18 protein-coding genes and 1 pseudogene are annotated in these 15,927 nt (G+C 67.6%); 12 read left to right on the forward strand and 7 right to left on the reverse strand.

Annotation, left to right across the window (positions count from 1 at the left end; translation table 11 throughout):
• Nucleotides 1-80: 80 nt before the first annotated feature.
• Nucleotides 81-1,202, forward strand: a complete 1,122-nt coding sequence (locus tag ACFTS5_RS09160) for a serine hydrolase domain-containing protein (RefSeq protein WP_378629144.1) — start codon at nucleotides 81-83, stop codon at nucleotides 1,200-1,202.
• Nucleotides 1,203-1,308: 106 nt separating this feature from the next.
• Nucleotides 1,309-2,094 (forward strand): MerR family transcriptional regulator, encoded by a 786-nt coding sequence (locus ACFTS5_RS09165; RefSeq protein ID WP_378629145.1) that lies wholly within the window; start codon nucleotides 1,309-1,311, stop codon nucleotides 2,092-2,094.
• A gap of 9 nt (nucleotides 2,095-2,103) precedes the next feature.
• Here the strand turns inward: ACFTS5_RS09165 and ACFTS5_RS09170 are convergent, their stop codons facing one another.
• From ACFTS5_RS09170 to ACFTS5_RS09195, 6 genes are all read right to left on the reverse strand, one after another.
• Nucleotides 2,104-2,595 (reverse strand): hypothetical protein, encoded by a 492-nt coding sequence (locus tag ACFTS5_RS09170; RefSeq protein WP_378629146.1) that lies wholly within the window; start codon nucleotides 2,593-2,595, stop codon nucleotides 2,104-2,106.
• The gene (locus ACFTS5_RS09175; RefSeq protein WP_378630003.1) at nucleotides 2,592-3,002 is read right to left on the reverse strand and encodes an NUDIX domain-containing protein; all 411 of its coding nucleotides are present in this window, start codon (nucleotides 3,000-3,002) and stop codon (nucleotides 2,592-2,594) included. The genes ACFTS5_RS09170 and ACFTS5_RS09175 overlap by 4 nt, the downstream gene beginning before the upstream one ends.
• A gap of 98 nt (nucleotides 3,003-3,100) precedes the next feature.
• Nucleotides 3,101-3,580 carry a carboxymuconolactone decarboxylase family protein gene (locus ACFTS5_RS09180; protein ID WP_378629147.1) on the reverse strand — a complete coding sequence of 160 codons (480 nt, stop codon included), beginning with the start codon at nucleotides 3,578-3,580 and terminating at the stop codon, nucleotides 3,101-3,103.
• Nucleotides 3,577-4,656: a dihydrodipicolinate reductase gene (locus ACFTS5_RS09185; RefSeq protein WP_378629148.1), complete on the reverse strand. Its 1,080-nt coding sequence runs from the start codon at nucleotides 4,654-4,656 to the stop codon at nucleotides 3,577-3,579. The genes ACFTS5_RS09180 and ACFTS5_RS09185 overlap by 4 nt, the downstream gene beginning before the upstream one ends.
• A 49-nt stretch (nucleotides 4,657-4,705) precedes the next feature.
• Nucleotides 4,706-5,818 carry a winged helix DNA-binding domain-containing protein gene (locus ACFTS5_RS09190; protein WP_378629150.1) on the reverse strand — a complete coding sequence of 371 codons (1,113 nt, stop codon included), beginning with the start codon at nucleotides 5,816-5,818 and terminating at the stop codon, nucleotides 4,706-4,708.
• Nucleotides 5,819-5,884: 66 nt separating this feature from the next.
• On the reverse strand, nucleotides 5,885-6,262 hold the full coding sequence (locus tag ACFTS5_RS09195) for a BlaI/MecI/CopY family transcriptional regulator (protein WP_255284061.1): 378 nt from the start codon (nucleotides 6,260-6,262) through the stop codon (nucleotides 5,885-5,887).
• 215 nt (nucleotides 6,263-6,477) lie between these two features.
• Between ACFTS5_RS09195 and rox the strand changes: the two genes are divergently transcribed.
• The 5 genes from rox to ACFTS5_RS09220 all read left to right on the forward strand — a co-directional run bounded on the left by rox (nucleotide 6,478) and on the right by ACFTS5_RS09220 (nucleotide 11,172).
• Nucleotides 6,478-7,917: a rifampin monooxygenase gene (gene rox / locus ACFTS5_RS09200; protein WP_378629151.1), complete on the forward strand. Its 1,440-nt coding sequence runs from the start codon at nucleotides 6,478-6,480 to the stop codon at nucleotides 7,915-7,917.
• Between the two features lie 105 nt (nucleotides 7,918-8,022).
• Nucleotides 8,023-8,913 carry an RNA polymerase sigma-70 factor gene (locus tag ACFTS5_RS09205; RefSeq protein WP_378629152.1) on the forward strand — a complete coding sequence of 297 codons (891 nt, stop codon included), beginning with the start codon at nucleotides 8,023-8,025 and terminating at the stop codon, nucleotides 8,911-8,913.
• Between the two features lie 91 nt (nucleotides 8,914-9,004).
• A complete protein-coding gene (locus ACFTS5_RS09210) occupies nucleotides 9,005-9,478 on the forward strand; it encodes a flavodoxin family protein (RefSeq protein WP_378629153.1) in 474 nt (157 codons plus the stop codon).
• A gap of 33 nt (nucleotides 9,479-9,511) precedes the next feature.
• The gene (gene dinB / locus ACFTS5_RS09215) at nucleotides 9,512-10,747 is read left to right on the forward strand and encodes a DNA polymerase IV (protein WP_378629154.1); all 1,236 of its coding nucleotides are present in this window, start codon (nucleotides 9,512-9,514) and stop codon (nucleotides 10,745-10,747) included.
• Between the two features lie 71 nt (nucleotides 10,748-10,818).
• On the forward strand, nucleotides 10,819-11,172 hold the full coding sequence (locus tag ACFTS5_RS09220) for a PLD nuclease N-terminal domain-containing protein (protein WP_378629155.1): 354 nt from the start codon (nucleotides 10,819-10,821) through the stop codon (nucleotides 11,170-11,172).
• A 31-nt stretch (nucleotides 11,173-11,203) separates the two neighbouring features.
• Here ACFTS5_RS09220 and ACFTS5_RS09225 read toward each other — a convergent pair whose 3' ends face one another.
• The gene (locus tag ACFTS5_RS09225) at nucleotides 11,204-12,283 is read right to left on the reverse strand and encodes a class 1 fructose-bisphosphatase (RefSeq protein WP_378629156.1); all 1,080 of its coding nucleotides are present in this window, start codon (nucleotides 12,281-12,283) and stop codon (nucleotides 11,204-11,206) included.
• A gap of 126 nt (nucleotides 12,284-12,409) precedes the next feature.
• Here ACFTS5_RS09225 and ACFTS5_RS09230 point away from each other — a divergent pair.
• The 5 genes and pseudogenes from ACFTS5_RS09230 to ACFTS5_RS09250 form a co-directional block, all read left to right on the forward strand.
• A pseudogene (locus tag ACFTS5_RS09230) lies at nucleotides 12,410-12,538 on the forward strand (MerR family DNA-binding transcriptional regulator); the annotation flags it as partial.
• Nucleotides 12,539-13,100: 562 nt separating this feature from the next.
• The gene (locus ACFTS5_RS09235; protein ID WP_378629157.1) at nucleotides 13,101-13,436 is read left to right on the forward strand and encodes a thioredoxin family protein; all 336 of its coding nucleotides are present in this window, start codon (nucleotides 13,101-13,103) and stop codon (nucleotides 13,434-13,436) included.
• 16 nt (nucleotides 13,437-13,452) lie between these two features.
• Entirely contained in the window at nucleotides 13,453-14,664 is a 1,212-nt protein-coding gene (locus tag ACFTS5_RS09240; protein ID WP_378629159.1) for a hypothetical protein, read from the forward strand.
• Between the two features lie 102 nt (nucleotides 14,665-14,766).
• Entirely contained in the window at nucleotides 14,767-15,168 is a 402-nt protein-coding gene (locus tag ACFTS5_RS09245; protein ID WP_378629161.1) for a hypothetical protein, read from the forward strand.
• A 372-nt stretch (nucleotides 15,169-15,540) separates the two neighbouring features.
• On the forward strand, nucleotides 15,541-15,921 hold the full coding sequence (locus tag ACFTS5_RS09250) for an NADH-quinone oxidoreductase subunit A (RefSeq protein ID WP_056819816.1): 381 nt from the start codon (nucleotides 15,541-15,543) through the stop codon (nucleotides 15,919-15,921).
• The last annotated feature ends 6 nt before the right edge of the window (nucleotides 15,922-15,927 follow it).

The following is a 15,927-nucleotide window of genomic DNA, read 5'->3' on the forward strand; positions in this document are numbered from 1 at the left end:
CGACACGATCGGACCCGAGCACACCGGGTGACGCAGATCACTCTTGCGGTTGACCTTGGGTCAACCCGGACGCTCATCCCATGACTTCGAACGCGAACACCACAGCGAACACCACCACACCCGCTGCCGCACAGCACTACCCGACCCTGCAGCAGACCATCGAGGAGATCGTCGCCACCGGATTCGTCGGCCTGCACGTGCGAGTCGACGACGAGCAGGGCACGTGGGTCGGCACCGCCGGGCGCAGCGAGCTGGGCCACAGTGCACCACCGCCGGTCAACGGACGCGTCCGGATCGGCAGCAACACCAAGACTTTCGTCGCGACCGTGGTCCTGCAACTGGTCGCCGAGGGCAAGATCGCCCTCGACACTCCCGCCGTCGACTACCTGCCCCGGTTCGAGTTGGATCCGCGCATCACCGTCCGCATGCTGTTGCAGCACACCAGCGGGATCTTCAACTTCACCGGCGAGTTCTACGAAGACGGGACGAGCGCGCCGGGAGTCGTCGCCTGGGGCGGCAAAGACTGGGTGGACAACCGTTTCCAGACCCACCACACCGACGAGCTGGTGCGGCTGGCATTGGCAAAGCCCGCGCGGTTCGAGCCGGGCACGGACTGGAGCTACGCCAACACCAATTACGCGCTCGCCAAGCTGTTGATCGAAGCGGTCACCGGTCACTCACTGGCCGAGGAGATGCAGCGACTGATCCTGGGTCCGCTCGGGCTCTCCGACACTGTCGTGCCGGAGACCTCGACCGAGATCGGCGGACCGCACGCCCACGCCTACTACCGCTACGACGACGCCGGGGTGGAGAAGACGGTCGACGTCACCTCCCAGAACCCGTCCTGGATTTCCAGCGGCGGCGACATGATCTCGACCAGCAAGGACCTGCACACCTTCCTCTCCGCACTGGTGGGCGGCACGTTGCTGCCCGCCCCGCTGCTGGCCGAGATGCTCACGCCCGAAGCCAAGGTCGGCTACGGCTTGGGGGTGTTCGTCCAGCAGACCGAGACCGGCACCGTCATCACCCACAACGGCGGCCACGGTGGCCATGCGGCGCTGATGTACAGCACGCTCGACGGCGCCAAGACCATGACCGCCGCACTCAACTACATCGACGACGCCGACCTGTCGATGTCGGCGACGTTCCAGGCCGCGACGCAGCGACTGCTCGACGAAGTGTTCGGTACCGCGACGGACTGAACGCACCGTCCGGGCCGTGCCGAGTCGGGCGCGGCCCGGATGCTTGACCTCGACGCACCATCAAGGTCAACTTTCTGAGTAGGACTACCTCGAACAAGGCGGGCTGATGCAGATGATGAACGGCGTCACGATCGGCCAGGCCGCGGTTTTCGCCGGTGTCACGATCAAGACCGTGCGGCACTACGAGAAGAACGGTCTGCTCGCCGAACCGGCCCGCGACAGCTCCGGCTACCGGCGCTACGGTTCCGCCGAGCTGTTGCGGTTGGTGCAGGTCAGAACCCTCGCCGCCGCCGGAGTTCCGCTGGCCGAGATCGGATCGCTGCTCGACGCCGACGCCGACGCGTTCGCCACCGAGCTCGCCGACGTCGAACGGCGTCTCACCGAGCGGATCGAGGAACTGATCGTGCGCCGAGATACGCTGCACCGGCTGGCCGACGGCGACCGCACGCTGCTGCCCGACCGCGCGGTGGAGCTGCTCGCGCGCCTGCCCGGCCTCGGCTTTCCCCCGGCGGAGGTGGCGGCGGCCAGGGAAGGGTGGGTGCTGGCCAGAGCGCTGGTCCCGGAGGGCTTCGACGATTACCTCACCAATGTCGAGAACGCCCTCGAAGACACCGAGTTCCTCACCCTGAGCAGGCGCGCCTCGGAATCGGCCACCTGGGAACCGGACGACCCACGTATCGAGGAAGTGGCCACCGCACTGGCCGAGCACTATCTCGCCCACCCCGAACAGCTGAAGATCGTGACGGGTCTGCAAGCCCGCACAGAAGCCGCGACACGCTACAAATTGATCCGCCACCACGGTGAAGAGCAGGAATCGGCCCCGGCCCGGCTCTCTGCCCTCGTCGAGGCGAAACTGCGGGCCGCCGGCGTCTACATCCCCGGATCCCGCTGACCCGCACGCTCAGATCTGCCGCACCCACGCGACGAAGAACAACCCGCCCGCCGCCACGAGAACCAGGGCGACCGGAATCGCCCACCACGACCGGTCACCGCCGAGCACAGTCCGCGTCACCCGCAGCTGCAACCGGCCGAACAGGGCGATCACCGCGACGAATGCCGGCGCGATCAACCCACCCAACACCGCGTGCACCAGCCACGCGCCCGCCAGCGTCGGCCCGCCCCACGAGGTCTCATAACTGTCGGCGGCGACCCACGGATAGGCGAACCCACGCACCACAACCAGCACGCTGAGCATCGCGAGGAACCAGCCGAGCAGCCCGACACCACCGGAGAGCACCGATTGGATCAGGCAGCGTCGCAGCGAAATATTGTGAGCGCTGACAGGTTCGCGCAGGAGCAGTCGCGGCACCCGCAGCCGGGTCCGCACCCGGGTGAAGGCCAGTGGCAGTGCCAGCAGTTCGTAGAACGCCGACCGTGCCACCGCGCCGATCACCGCAGCGATCCGGCCGCCGCGAGGTCGTCGAACAACAACTGGTCGACCGGGGGAACCAGATCGCGGTCCCCGAATCCGAACCAGGCCAGCGCCTCGATCTCGCTGCTGGCCGTGAGCACCCCGCGGTAGTCGGCGGTGTAGCACGCCATCCGGACGACGGTGTCGTGCCCGTCGGCGATCGCGGCCTCGTAGGTGCCGACGTGGGTGGCGCTCTCGGGCGTGAGCTCGACGGTCAGTTCTTCGGCGACCTCACGGACCAGGGTCTGCAGGTCGGTCTCGACGCCTTCCCGTTTACCGCCTGGGATGAAGAACACGTCCTTGCCGCGCGGGCGGGCACACAGGATGCGACCGTTCTCGATCAGCACCCAGGCCACCGTATCGATGAGCTGCTGTCTCGCAGGTTCCATCACGGCCCGCAGCTTAATCGGCGCGGGCGCGACAGTGTTGCCCAGTCCCTGCCGCCCGGCCGCCGGCGCGGTGGTGCTCCGTCCGGCGCACCCGGCGGTCAGTGGCCGGGCAGCACGCACACGGTGTCCAGCCCGAGGACACGGTTGAGGCGGCCGAACGCCAGCCAGGAACCGATGCTCATGCTCAGCTCCACCACCTCGGCCTGGGAGTACTCGGCGAACATCCTGGTCCAGAATTCGTCGTCGAGGCCGTGATGATCGGTGGCGTAGCGCTCGGCGTATTCGGCGGCGAGGCGGGTCCGTTCGTCGAACCGGTCGGTGTCACGCCAGTGGGTGACGGCTTCGGCGAATTCCGCTTCGACCTTCTGCCCGTCGCGTTCGGTGCGCCAGTCCTGACAGAACAGGCAGCCGTTGATCTGGGCGATCCGCAGCCGGGCCGCTTCGAATTCACGCAGGCCAAGGGTGGAGTGCTCGTAGACCGACAGCGAGAACGCCGCCGCGGCGACGCCGATGCCGGGCACCATCTCGCCCCACACGTAGCCGATGGGATCTTTGCCCTCGGGAATATCGATGATCATCGTGGTGTCCTTCCGAGTTTGCCGACCGCGGCGCGCAGCGGCACATCGAGTGCGTCATAGAGACCGGGCGGCGCCTCGACCAGCCAGTCGATGGCATTGACCAAACGTCCCACCGCCGTGGCGTTTCCGCCCGCCGCGCGATTGCCGCCTTCATCGGTCGCTTCGACGCTCACCTCGATGCGTGGCGAACCCTCGATGATCACCCGGTGGGCACCGTCCCCGTCGGGTGGTGTCGGCCAGTCCGGTGCGCAGCTGGGATGGATGCGGGTGACGTGCTCGATCACGATGCGCGCCTGCCCGTCGACGATGCCTTGCACCTCGAACCGCACCGCCCCCTGCGTGCCGGCGTCGAACGCCCCCATCTGGGTGGTCTGCACTGTCGCGTCGAGGGCGCGCCGGTCGACGGTTTCGCGGATCTCGTCGAGTTCGACACCCAGCGCTCTGGCCATCAGCCGAATCTGGCCGCCCCACACCATCGTCGGCACGCTCGCCATCAGCATCGGTGGCTGGTAGTCCATCGGCTGTCCCATCCCGACGAGGTAGCGCACCGAGTCGGGTTGGTCGTAGGTGGAGTAGTCGAAGATCTCCTGGCAGCGCACCACGTCGACGGTGGCGGCGAGCCCACTGATCAACAGCGGCAGCACATCGTTGCCCCAGCCGGGATCCACCCCGGAGACGAACAGCGAACCACCGCCTGCGGCAATGGCTTCCAGCACCGGCTCGCGCATTTCGGCCGGTGCGTTGCGCGGGTCGTAGAGGGCGTAGAGCGCCGGGGTGACGACGACGGCGCCTGCCCGGATTGCCCGCACGATGTCGGCGAGCGCGTCGTCGGGCCGGATGTCTCCGGACGCCGCGTACACCACCGCCTGGGGTCCGGTGGCGAGTAGCGCGTCGACGTCGTCGACGGCGGCCACCCCCAATTCGGTGTCCAGGCCCGCGAGCGTGCCCGCGTCTCGGCCGACTTTGTCGGGGTTGTGCACCAGCACCCCGGAGAGAACCAGCGCCGGATGGGCAGCCACGGCACGGATGGCCGCGCGGCCGACGTTTCCGGTGCCCCAGACGATCGTGGGGATCATCGAGCCACCGTAGCAAGCGCTTGGTTCGTCGTCTGGCGTATCCGAAATCTCAGCTCGCGCGGACGCCGAGCCCCGATGCGCCGGTAGCCTCTGCCAGCCGGTTCACCGCTGCGGTCAGGTCGCGCTTCGCCACCTTGCGCGCGTCGAACATCGACACCACGACCTCATCGTCGACCTGTTCCCAGGTGCCCACGATGCGACCGTCGACCAGCACCAGCGGCGAGATCCAGCCCGCCGTCCTGCTCACCTTCGACCGGTGCTCGGCGGGCAGCAGCACGGTGTCGGCAGTACCGGGTCCCAGCACGTACTGGTCGAACGGACCGAGCAGATGGACACCGCCGTCGAGAGTCGCCGCGGCGAGATCGTCGGCGAACTCGCTCGGAATCCAGCCGATCCGTCCTTCGACGTCGACCTCGGTCAGCGCGTCACCCATCGCCGCGAACCACCCGCGCAGCACGGTTTTGCGCACGCTGTTGCGACTGAGCCACGCGTCGAAGGCCTCCGGGGTCGCGGGACCGTACGCGCCGAGATACGCGCGGATCAGCGCCGGTGCGGCGATATCGGGTTCCGGGATGCCCTTCCACCCGGGAGTCAGGTCGGCCGGCGCGGTGAAGGTGACCTTGGTCCCGCGCGCGGGACCGTGACACAGCGCGCCCTGCCAGGCCAACGGCTTGAGCACCGCACCCCAGCCGGAGCGCAACTGCTCGCCGAGGTGGGCGAAGCCGGGTTCGGCGAGTACCGCCTCGACCAGTTCGTCCCGGGTCAGGACCTGACCGGCCAGGACTCCCGACACCACCTCCACCAGACCGGCCACCTGCTCCGGGGTCGCGCCGAACGTCTTCTGCCACGACGGCTTCTCCCAGGTCCGCGCCGATCCGATCAGCGACAGCGCGGCCGCGGCCTGCTCGGGCACCATCGCGTGCAGAGTGCCGCGCATCGCCCAGGTCTTGATCAACGTGCCCGCGGCCAACGCCTCACCGACACCGAGCCCGCGGGAATCGGAACTGCGTACCGCCACAGCCATCTCCGCCGCCGACGCCACCTGCGCCTGCACCCCGGCCAACCGGGCCGCGACCTCCTCGGCAGAACCCGCGGTCGGTGCCGCGACGAACTGACGGCCCAGCCGCCAGGCGAACACCTGATTCCATCCGACACTCAGCATGTGTCCCCATCCCCGTGACGATCCGATCGGAGTCCCATCAGATCAGATCACTCCGACACGAACGGGCTAACTCGCCTCGGTCCGCCGGGTGGCGACACGGCGCAACGCGGCTCGCAATCCCGCGAATTCGTCGTCACTGATCCGGTCGACGAAGTAGTTGAGCACGAGGTCGGAGCGCCCGCCCACACCGAGCGCCTCGTGCATGAGCCGGGCGCTGTGTTCCTCGCGGGTCACCGTCGGCCAGTACCGGTACGCGCGCCCCGCACGCTCGCGGGCCAGCCAGCCTTTGCGGTGCAGATTGTCCATCGTCGACATCACGGTGGTGTAGGCGATGTCGCGTTCGGTCGCCAACTCGTCGAACAGTTCGCGCACCGTGGTCGTGTCCACATCGCGGTCCCACAGCCGATCCATCAGCACTGCCTCGAGATCCCCGAAACCACGCACCGCCGACCGACTCCTTCACCTTGCCCGAACCGCTTCACAGTACCGGCACTGCCTCGGTGAGAGTCGCGAGCATGGCAATGGCAAGGAGGGAAAACCACTCCTTGCCACCTCTAACATATAGCGCACCCCGGGGCTTGCGGCAAGACCCCGGTGATGCCGCACAATCTCTCGGCGAGCCCGCAACCTGCGGGAATCTTGTCGAAGGGGAGTATTCGATGATCGACGTGATCGTGGTCGGCGGTGGGCCGACGGGCATGATGCTGGCCGCCGAATTGAGGCTGCACGCGGTGCGGGTGGTCGTGCTGGAGAAGGACGCGGAGCCGACGACGATCGTCCGCTCGCTCGGCCTGCACGCGCGCAGTATCGAGATCATGGACCAGCGCGGCCTGCTCGACCGGTTCCTCGCGCTCGGACGCCGCCATCCGCTCGGCGGGTACTTCGCCGGCATTCCGAAACCGGCGCCCGAACGACTCGACACCGCCCACCCCTATGTCCTGGCCATCCCGCAACCCCGCACCGATCAGCTGCTGAGCGAGCACGCCACCGAGCTCGGTGCCGAGATCCGGCGCGGCTCCGAAGTGGTCGGCGTGAACCAGCGCGACGACGCGGTCACCGTCGAACTGGCCGACGGTACCCGGCTGCGTGCGCGCTATGTCGTCGGCTGCGACGGTGGCCGCAGTACCGTGCGCAGGCTGCTCGGTGTCGCGTTCCCCGGTGAGCCGAGCCGGGTCGAGACCCTGCTCGGCGAAATGGCATTGACCGCGTCACCGGAGACGATCACCGAGGTGATGACCGAAGTCCGCAAGACTCAGCTGCGATTCGGCGCGATGCCCCTGGCAGACGGGGTCTACCGCGTCCTCGCCCCCGCGGCCGGAGTCGCCGAGGACCGGGCTGTCGCGCCCACCCTCGAGGAAATGAAACAACAGCTCATCGCCACCGCGGGCACCGACTTCGGCGCGCACTCGCCGCGCTGGCTGTCGCGTTTCGGCGACGGCACCCGCCAAGCCGAGCACTACCGCGTCGGCCGCGTGCTGCTGGCAGGCGACGCCGCCCATATCCACCCGCCCACCGGCGGACAGGGCCTGAACCTGGGCGTGCAGGACGCGTTCAACCTCGGCTGGAAACTGGCCGCCGAGATCAACGGCTGGGCGCCACCGGGCTTGCTCGACACCTACCAGACCGAACGCCACCCCGTGGCCGCCGACGTGCTCGACAACACCCGCGCCCAGATGGAACTGATGTCGCTGGACGCGGGACCACAGGCGGTACGCAGGCTGGTATCCCAGCTGATGGAATTCGACGAGGTCAGCCGCTATCTCACCGAGAAGATCATCGCCGTCGCAATCCGCTACGACTTCGGCGAGGGCGGCCCACTGCTCGGCCGGAGATTGCGCGATATCGCCTTGAAACGCGGTCGCCTCTACGCGCACATGCACGCGGGCCGTGGACTCCTGCTCGACCAGACCGGCCACCTCTCCGTGCGGGGATGGGCGGACCGGGTCGACCACATCGTCGATGTCAGCGAAGAACTCGACGCCCCCGCGGTACTGCTTCGCCCCGACGGGCATGTGGCATGGGCCGGTCGAGATCAGCAGGATCTCCTCGACCACCTGCCTGTCTGGTTCGGTCGGCGCGAGGGCACCGCGGCGATATGAGGTGTCGTCCGCAGCATCCACGGGGATCATCTGCGCGACAGCGTGGTTGCGCTGACTCGCTGTCGCCCGGAATCATCGGCGTATGAGGCGCGCCGGGGTGGCCCGATGACCGAGTCCGACACATTCGCCACATTCCGGCCACTGCTGTTCACGATCGCCTACGAAATCCTCGGCTGTGCCGCCGATGCCGAGGACGTGTTGCAGGACAGCTACCTTCGCTGGCGCGACGCGACGGAAGTGACGCATCCGCGCGCGTACCTGGTGCAGATCGTCACCCGTCAGGCGATCAATCATCTCCGCACGGTCCGGCGTCGCCGCGAGGATTACGTCGGCACCTGGCTGCCCGAACCGATCCGGACCGCGCCCGACGCGGGAGAGGATGTGGTACTGGCCGAATCGGTGTCGATGGCGATGCTGCTCGTGCTGGAAACTCTCGGTCCCACCGAGCGCGCGGTGTTCGTGCTGTCGGAGGTGTTCGGGCACAGCCATCGCGAGATCGCGCGGATGATCGATAAATCCGACACCGCCGTGCGGCAGATCGCCCACCGGGCCCGCGCGCATGTCGCGTCACGGCGCCGGCGCTTCCAACCGGACTCCGACACCAGTCGCGCGGTGATCGGCCGATTCCTGCTGGCCGCCAACACCGGTGATGTCAGCGCCCTCATGGCGGTACTCGCGCCCGACGTCCTGCAGATCTCCGACGGCGGTGGCCGCGTGAGTGCCGCGCGCCGCCCGATCATCGGCGCCGAGCCCGTCGCCCGGTTCCTGATCGGGCTGACCCAGAACTCGATGGCGGGCGCGACAGTCGAATTCGGCAGTTTCAACGCGCAGCCCACGGTGATCGCCCGATCGAAGAACGGCGACCTGGATACGGTGCTGGTGGTCGAGCTGGCCGACGACCTCATCACCGGGCTCTACGCGGTCCGCAACCCCGACAAGCTGCAGTCCATCGATGTCGTGCGCGATCTCGACATCGCAGCCGAACACACGCTGTGACGGAGGGCACAACACCTACGTGTCACGCGGGGAACTCGAGCGGTGTCTCCGAGAGTGTCCAGCAACGCAGCGGAACGAAAGGACAACCCCTATGAAGGTCATCCTCGTGTGCAAGTCGGTGTCGCACGGCAATACCCAGCGCGTCGCCGAAGCTATCAGCCAGGTGCTCGGCGGCCGGGTCGTCGCTCCCGCCGACATCGATCCGGCCGAGCTCGCCGCCTACGACCTCGTCGGCTTCGGCTCGGGCATCTACAACATGGCTTTCCATCCGGAACTGCGCCGGTTCATCGCCTCGCTGCCGGCCCGACACCAGGGCAAGGCGTTCGTGTTCCGCACCAGTGGATTCCCGGAAACGCCGTTTCGCCGCTATGTCACCACCTTGACCCGCGACATCGAGAAGAAGGGCTTCGACGTGGTCGACGCCTTCGACTGCCGGGGCTTCGACACCTGGCTGCCGCTGCGCGTGGTCGGTGGTGTCCGCAAGGGCCACCCCGACGCCTCCGACCTCACCGCCGCGCGCGAGTTCGCCGAAAACCTGCAGGCCAGGACTATCTCCACACCCTGACAGGCCGAACTCGTCGGACCCCGATGCGAACATATGTTCGTGTCCGATTCCGCCGCCCCGCGTCGCCCGCGTATCCAGTCCCGCGCCGAGGCCTCGATCCTGCACGCCGACCTCGACTCGTTCTACGCCTCGGTCGAGCAGCGTGACCAGCCGTGGCTGCGTGGCAAACCGGTCATCGTGGGTGGCGGGGTGGTGTTGGCGGCCAGCTACGAGGCCAAGGCGTTCGGTATCCGCACGCCGATGAACGCGGCCCAGGCGCTGCGCCTGTGTCCGCACGCGATCGTGGTGCCGCCGCGGATGTCGGCCTATGCCGAGGCGAGCAAAGCGGTGTTCGCAGTATTCCACGACACCACCCCGGTGGTGGAGGGGATCTCGATCGATGAGGCGTTCCTCGACGTCAGCGGGCTACGCCGGATCAGCGGCGAACCGATCGACATCGGCCACCGGCTGCGCACGCAGGTGGCCGCCCGGGTGGGCCTGCCCATCTCGGTGGGCATCGCACGCAACAAATTCCTCGCCAAGGTCGCCTCCGCCGTCGCCAAACCCGACGGGTTACGCCTTGTCGAGCCCGGCAAAGAGATCGACTTCCTGCATCCGCTGCCGGTAGAGCGATTATGGGGCGTCGGCAAAGTCACCTCGGCGACGTTGCACGCCAACGGCATCACCCGCATCGGCCAGCTCGCCGAACTCGGCGAACCCCACCTGCGTGCCATTCTCGGCCCCGCCGCGGCCCGTCACCTGTTCGCCCTGTCCTGGGCTCGGGATCCACGCCGCGTGGAAACCGGCAAACGCCGGCGCTCGATCGGCGCCCAACGCGCCCTCGGCCGCCGCCCTCGCGACCCCGACGAGATCGCCGCCTACCTCGACGGTCTCACCGACCGCCTCGGCCGCCGCCTGCGCGCCGCCGACCGCGTCTGCCGAACGGTGGTGCTGCGCTTACGTTTCGACGACTTCACCCGAGCCACCCGATCACACACCCTCGTCGAAGCCACCGACGCCTCCACCGCGATCCGCCACGCCGCCCGCCTGCTGCTGCACACCGCCCAACCACTGATCACCGAACGCGGCATCACCCTGATCGGCCTGTCGCTGACCAACCTCGACGACGCCGACACCAGGCAACTCACCCTGCCGCTGGAAGCGCGCGCCGAGAACACCCTCGACGCCACCCTCGACGACCTGCGCCGCCGCTTCGGCTCCACCGCCGTCACCCGCGCCGCACTCCTGCGCAGCGGCGAAGGCCTCTCGGTTCCGCTCCTGCCCGACTGACTGCGCCGGCATGTCGGTCGTCGCCGGCCACTGCGGATCCACCGTGCGAGCCGTCGTGGAATAATCGCCGAATGCCATACGCCGTCATCGGCTTTCTGACTCTCGCCCTGTGGGTGTATTGCCTGGTCGACATCATCACCAGCCCCGACGAGGGCATCCGGCACCTACCGAAGATGGGGTGGATCATCGTCGTCGTGCTGATCCCGACGATCGGTGCGCTGCTGTGGTTGTTCGCGGGCAAGCCGGTCGGCGAGTCAGGGCCTGTCTCCAATACCCGGTTCGGCGAATACGATCGCCCCGGTCGCCGGGTCGCGTCGAATCCCGACGACGACGAGGCCTTCCTCCGCGGCCTGCGCGAGCGTGCCGAACAGCAACGTCGCGAGGCCCGCAGGCAACAGCAAGAACGCGACCAGGACCCGGCCTGATCGCCAGAGAAGCACGGTGCCGATCGCGCATCTACGTGCGCTGATCGTGTTTGGCGGGCCGGAACAACGACCGCGTCCCGAACAGTGAACTGTCGAACCGCTTGCCCGCGTCCGGTTCCCGGTGATACCGCTCGATGCGCAGCACCTCGTTGCGGGAACCGAAGATGAACGGCACCCGCTGATGCACCTGGGCCGGGGGAACCTCCATCATGCGCTCGTGCCCGGTGGTCGCCGCCCCGCCCGCCTGCTCGACGATGAACGCGATCGGGTTCGCCCCGTACAGCAGCGAGACTCGGCCCGGCTGTGCGGGATTGCGCGTATCGCGCGGGTACAGATACAGCCCGCCCCTGGTCAGGATGTGGAAGGTGTCGGCCACCAGTGACGCCACCCACCGCATATTGAAATCGCGCCCGCGCGGCCCTTCGACTCCCTCCAAACACTCGAGCACATACCGGCGCACCGGCCGCTCCCAGAACCGCTCGTTCGCGGCATTGATCGCGAAACCCGAGGTGTCCTGCGGGATTCGCATCTGCGGATGAGTCAGCACGAACGCACCGATCTCCCGATCGAGGGTGAACCCGTCGACGCCGCTGCCCGTGGTGAGGACCAACATCGTGGCGGGCCCGTACAGGGTGAACCCCGCACACACCTGCTCCACTCCCGGCTGCAGGAAGTCGGTTTCGGCGGGGTCCGCGTCGCCGGCGACCACCGCTTCCGGCGCCCGCAGAATACTGAAAATCGAACCGACGGGCAGATTCACGTCGATATTGCTCGACCCGTCCAACGCGTCATAGGCCAGGAGATACTTGCCCCGGCGCTGCGTCGCGGGCAGCACCGTCGCATGCTGCTCGGACAACAACCCGGACAGATGCCCCGACCACTGCGTCTGCCCCACCATGATCTCATCGGTCAACACATCGAGCCGCCCACTCACCGACGTCTCGTCCTCGACCCCGGACCCGATGATCGCCCCGCGCGTCACCTGATTGGCAATGATCTTCGCCGCCGTCGCCACCACATTCACCAGCGCGGAGAATTCCCCCGACGAACCGGGATGCCGATGCTCTTCCTCGATCGTGTACCGCGTCAGCGTTTTCAATCCATTCGCCATTCGGTCACGACCCCCTGCGAAATCCGGTGCGTCCCTTGCCCTTTTCAGAATGGCTCACCGCCCGCCGATAGGCAATGTGAACTCTCACTTGACCTTGCCCCTGGGGGCAGCGTTTACATTCGCTGCATGAGGATCGGAGAGCTTGCGCGGCTGGCTCAGCTCAGCCCCAAGGCCATCAGGCGGTACGAGGCGCTCGGGCTGGTCGCACCGGAACGGCACCCCAACGGCTTCCGCGAATACGACGACCACACCGTCCGCCTGGTGCGCGAAATCCGATCCCTGAACCGTCTGGGCATCCCGGTAGAGGAGACTCGCCCGTTTCTGGACTGCCTGGCGACAGGCAGCGAACACGTCGACGACTGTCCGGCCTCCCTGGCCGAATACCAGCGAACCATCGACGCACTGACCGCGCGCACCGCCAGGACACGGCCGTTGGCCCGCAATACGCGCCTGGCGATTCGTCGAGAATGTCCGGGCGTTCTCGGCCACGGAGTCGACGTTCACGGCGCCGTCCTCGCGGCCTCACAGCCGACCAGCGACCGCCCGGCCGGCGGCACGTCCGGAGAAGATGCATCCGCCCAGGAAGGTGCCCTCCAACGCGCGATACCCGTGCACTCCCGGAAATCGACGCCCTCACCGCCCGCAGAGACGCCCTCACCGATCGCCTCCGCGAGGCCGCACACCGCCACAGCACCACACGAACGCTCCCGTGGCCGACAGCGGTCTCCGCGCTGCAGCCCTCATCAGGTCGCGATGGGACGCCCCAGCCACCGGCCGATCGAACACACGACAACCCCACCGAACAGAAGGATTCCCGATGACCCTGAGTTCTGCGATCGTCGGCACCGTGGCGGTGACCGATGAGACATTCGACCGCGATGTGCTCGCCCACCCCGGCCTCGTTCTCGTGGACGTCTGGGCCACGTGGTGCCCGTCATGCAAAATGATCGCGCCGGTGCTGGCCGAAGTCGCCCGCGAGCGTGCGGACACGCTCGCCGTTCGCACGCTCAATGCCGATGAGAACCCACTCACTGCCCGCGCCTACCAGGTCATGGCCGCTCCTACGCTGCTGCTTTTCCGCGACGGCCAACTGCTGCGCACCCTGGTCGGCGCCCGCTCCAAGGCCCGGCTTCTCGCCGAGTTGGACGAGTAGTGGATCACTGATCTCGGTGATTGCACTGGGCGACAACGCCATCGACGGCGGATCGCTGTCGATGGGCTGTGCCACGATCTCGTGCGTGACCGAACCCTCGCACCTCCTTGCTGAGCATCACCTGGAACTGATGCTCGATTACGGCCAGTTCATCCTGCACGGAGGGGAGGGTGAGGAGGGTATCGAGCTCGCGTTGCTCGACGCCGCGCATGCGGACAGGCCGTCGGCGGGCGACGGCCACACCGTGGTGGTGCTCAGCCCGCACCAGAACAACTTCGAGATGCCGATTCACATACAGGTGTGGGATCGGCGACCGGTCGACGAGGGCGAATGGCAGCAGGTCAGCGAAGCCCGGCTGCACATCGGCGAGCACGGGCTCACCATCGGCTCACCCGTCGACGGCTGGGCCGACGCACCCGTGCCGCCGGGCGACTACCTTGCCGAGATCGCCGGAACGGGTTTCGCGAACTACGGCTGGCCCGGCGACACCACCCCCGGCGACCACTGGCGAATCCGGCTCTGGCCCGACGACGGCACCGCTCCTCGACCCGCCCGGCAGTGGGATATGCCCGGCTACGGCATTCCCGCCAACAGCGCAGTACCGCCGACCGAGCCTGCCCCGAATCTGCCCGAGCCCGAATCGGACCGGCAACGAGAGATCCGCACAGAAGCCGAGACCAGAGTCCGCGCCGAATGGGGCGGCGACCCGATACCAGCCTTCGCCAACACCTATCACGGACGCGAACTCGCGGGCTACGACCGCGCGATGGCGGAGTCGATAGCCGCCATGAGCGCCACGCGATTGCGTCGACTGGCCGAGTACTGCGCACAGCGCGCCTACGATCTCGCCGGTCTCAGCGATCGCGCCTGGGTGCGCCCCGCGCTGGACGCGCTAGCATCCGGCGCACCGCTGCCCGAACCCTTCCACGACAACGACGCCGCGTTCGCGCGGCTGGACAGAGACCAGTACGGACCCGACGAGGCGAGCTTCCAGAGCAGCGTCATGCGGGAAGTGTCAGAGGCCAGTACCCCGACACCGAACCCTTACGACCGCGGCAACATCAGTCGCCCCCACTTCGCCCTCAACACGGTTTTCCATGCGCGGCATACCGATCCGTTGCAGGGCGCGCTCTCCGCGATCACCGAAGCCGCGATCACCTTCGGCCCAGACGTCGAGAGCCTGTTCACCGGCATCCGCGGCGAGTTCGATCTACCCCCGCGGTCGTGAGCGCAAGCCCCGCTGGTGCTGATCGCCGCCGATACCACTGCGCGACTGGTCGATCCGGCGAACCTGCCACGGTGGCGCCACCCGCGGACGTACGATCCGAGCGTGGCCGAATCCCATGGTTCCACCCCGCTGCGTGTGCTGGTCTACAGCAACGATGCCGATACCCGCCAACAGGTGATCCTGGCGCTGGGCCGTAAGCCGCGCGCCGACCTACCGGAGCTCGACTTCTTCGAGGTCGCTACCGCACCGGTGGTCATCGAGCAGATGGATGCCGGTGGGATCGATCTGGCGATCCTGGACGGCGAATCCGCCCCGACGGGTGGCCTCGGTATCGCCAAACAGCTGAAAGACGAGATCGATCAGTGCCCGCCGGTGGTCGTGCTCACCGGCCGACCCGATGACGCCTGGTTGGCCAACTGGTCGCGCGCCGAGGCCGCCGTCTCGCACCCGATCGACGCCATGCAGCTCACCAACGCGGTCGCGGGCATCCTGCTCGCTCGCTGAACAGGACCATCCGGGCATCGTCCCGACCTGTCGGATAGTCCGCTTCGCACCTTTCTATCTATTACCACTGGTAACGCCAGTGGTTCGCTGCTGCATGCCCGCAGACGATTACCCCCGTATCGCTCATGAATCGCGGTACCGATATCGATCAAACCCCACCCCGGAAACGTGCGGCGGACCCCCGAAACGGCGGTAGTCTGTGCTCTAGCTCACACGAGCACGGGCTCTTGTATAACGCTCCGCCATCGCTGCACAGCCTTGCGCGAGCCCCGGTTCGGCGGACAACGTTGTCGGCCCCGTCTCGCCGAAAGCTGCCGTCCGCGGCCGGGCCACACGGCTCGGCCTGCTCCAGCGAGGAGGGGAAGTGCAGTCGTGAATATCGAGGTGCCCGCACTCGTACTCGGCGCCATCGCCGCGGCGTTCGCGGTGTTCTCCGTCATCATGGCGTCGCTGATCGGCCCGAAACGCTACAACCGGGCCAAACTCGAACCCTATGAATGCGGCATCGAGCCGACCCCGCACGCCATCGCCGGTGGCCCGGGAAATGCAGCGGGACAGCGCTTTCCGGTGAAGTACTACCTCACGGCGATGCTGTTCATCATCTTCGACATCGAGATCGTGTTCCTGTACCCGTGGGCCGTGCATTTCGACACCCTCGGGCTGTTCGGTCTCGCCGCGATGGCGCTGTTCATCGTCAACGTGTCTGTCGCCTACGCCTACGAGTGGCGTCGCGGCGGCCTCAGCTGGGAATGAGTGGGA

The organism is Nocardia sp. NPDC056952 (genome assembly GCF_042674185.1).
Classification (GTDB): Bacteria; Actinomycetota; Actinomycetes; order Mycobacteriales; family Mycobacteriaceae; genus Nocardia.

Coding starts and splice junctions, on each gene's coding strand:
- ACFTS5_RS09180 (WP_378629147.1), bottom strand. CDS start 3,580: ATGATCATCGATATTCCCGAGGGCAAAGATCCCATCGGCTACGTGTGG.
- ACFTS5_RS09225 (WP_378629156.1), bottom strand. CDS start 12,283: ATGGCGAATGGATTGAAAACGCTGACGCGGTACACGATCGAGGAAGAG.
- ACFTS5_RS09185 (WP_378629148.1), bottom strand. CDS start 4,656: ATGATCCCCACGATCGTCTGGGGCACCGGAAACGTCGGCCGCGCGGCC.
- ACFTS5_RS09210 (WP_378629153.1), top strand. CDS start 9,005: ATGAAGGTCATCCTCGTGTGCAAGTCGGTGTCGCACGGCAATACCCAG.
- ACFTS5_RS09190 (WP_378629150.1), bottom strand. CDS start 5,818: ATGCTGAGTGTCGGATGGAATCAGGTGTTCGCCTGGCGGCTGGGCCGT.
- ACFTS5_RS09160 (WP_378629144.1), top strand. CDS start 81: ATGACTTCGAACGCGAACACCACAGCGAACACCACCACACCCGCTGCC.
- dinB (WP_378629154.1), top strand. CDS start 9,512: ATGTTCGTGTCCGATTCCGCCGCCCCGCGTCGCCCGCGTATCCAGTCC.
- rox (WP_378629151.1), top strand. CDS start 6,478: ATGATCGACGTGATCGTGGTCGGCGGTGGGCCGACGGGCATGATGCTG.
- ACFTS5_RS09205 (WP_378629152.1), top strand. CDS start 8,023: ATGACCGAGTCCGACACATTCGCCACATTCCGGCCACTGCTGTTCACG.
- ACFTS5_RS09175 (WP_378630003.1), bottom strand. CDS start 3,002: ATGGAACCTGCGAGACAGCAGCTCATCGATACGGTGGCCTGGGTGCTG.
- ACFTS5_RS09235 (WP_378629157.1), top strand. CDS start 13,101: ATGACCCTGAGTTCTGCGATCGTCGGCACCGTGGCGGTGACCGATGAG.
- ACFTS5_RS09165 (WP_378629145.1), top strand. CDS start 1,309: ATGCAGATGATGAACGGCGTCACGATCGGCCAGGCCGCGGTTTTCGCC.
- ACFTS5_RS09220 (WP_378629155.1), top strand. CDS start 10,819: ATGCCATACGCCGTCATCGGCTTTCTGACTCTCGCCCTGTGGGTGTAT.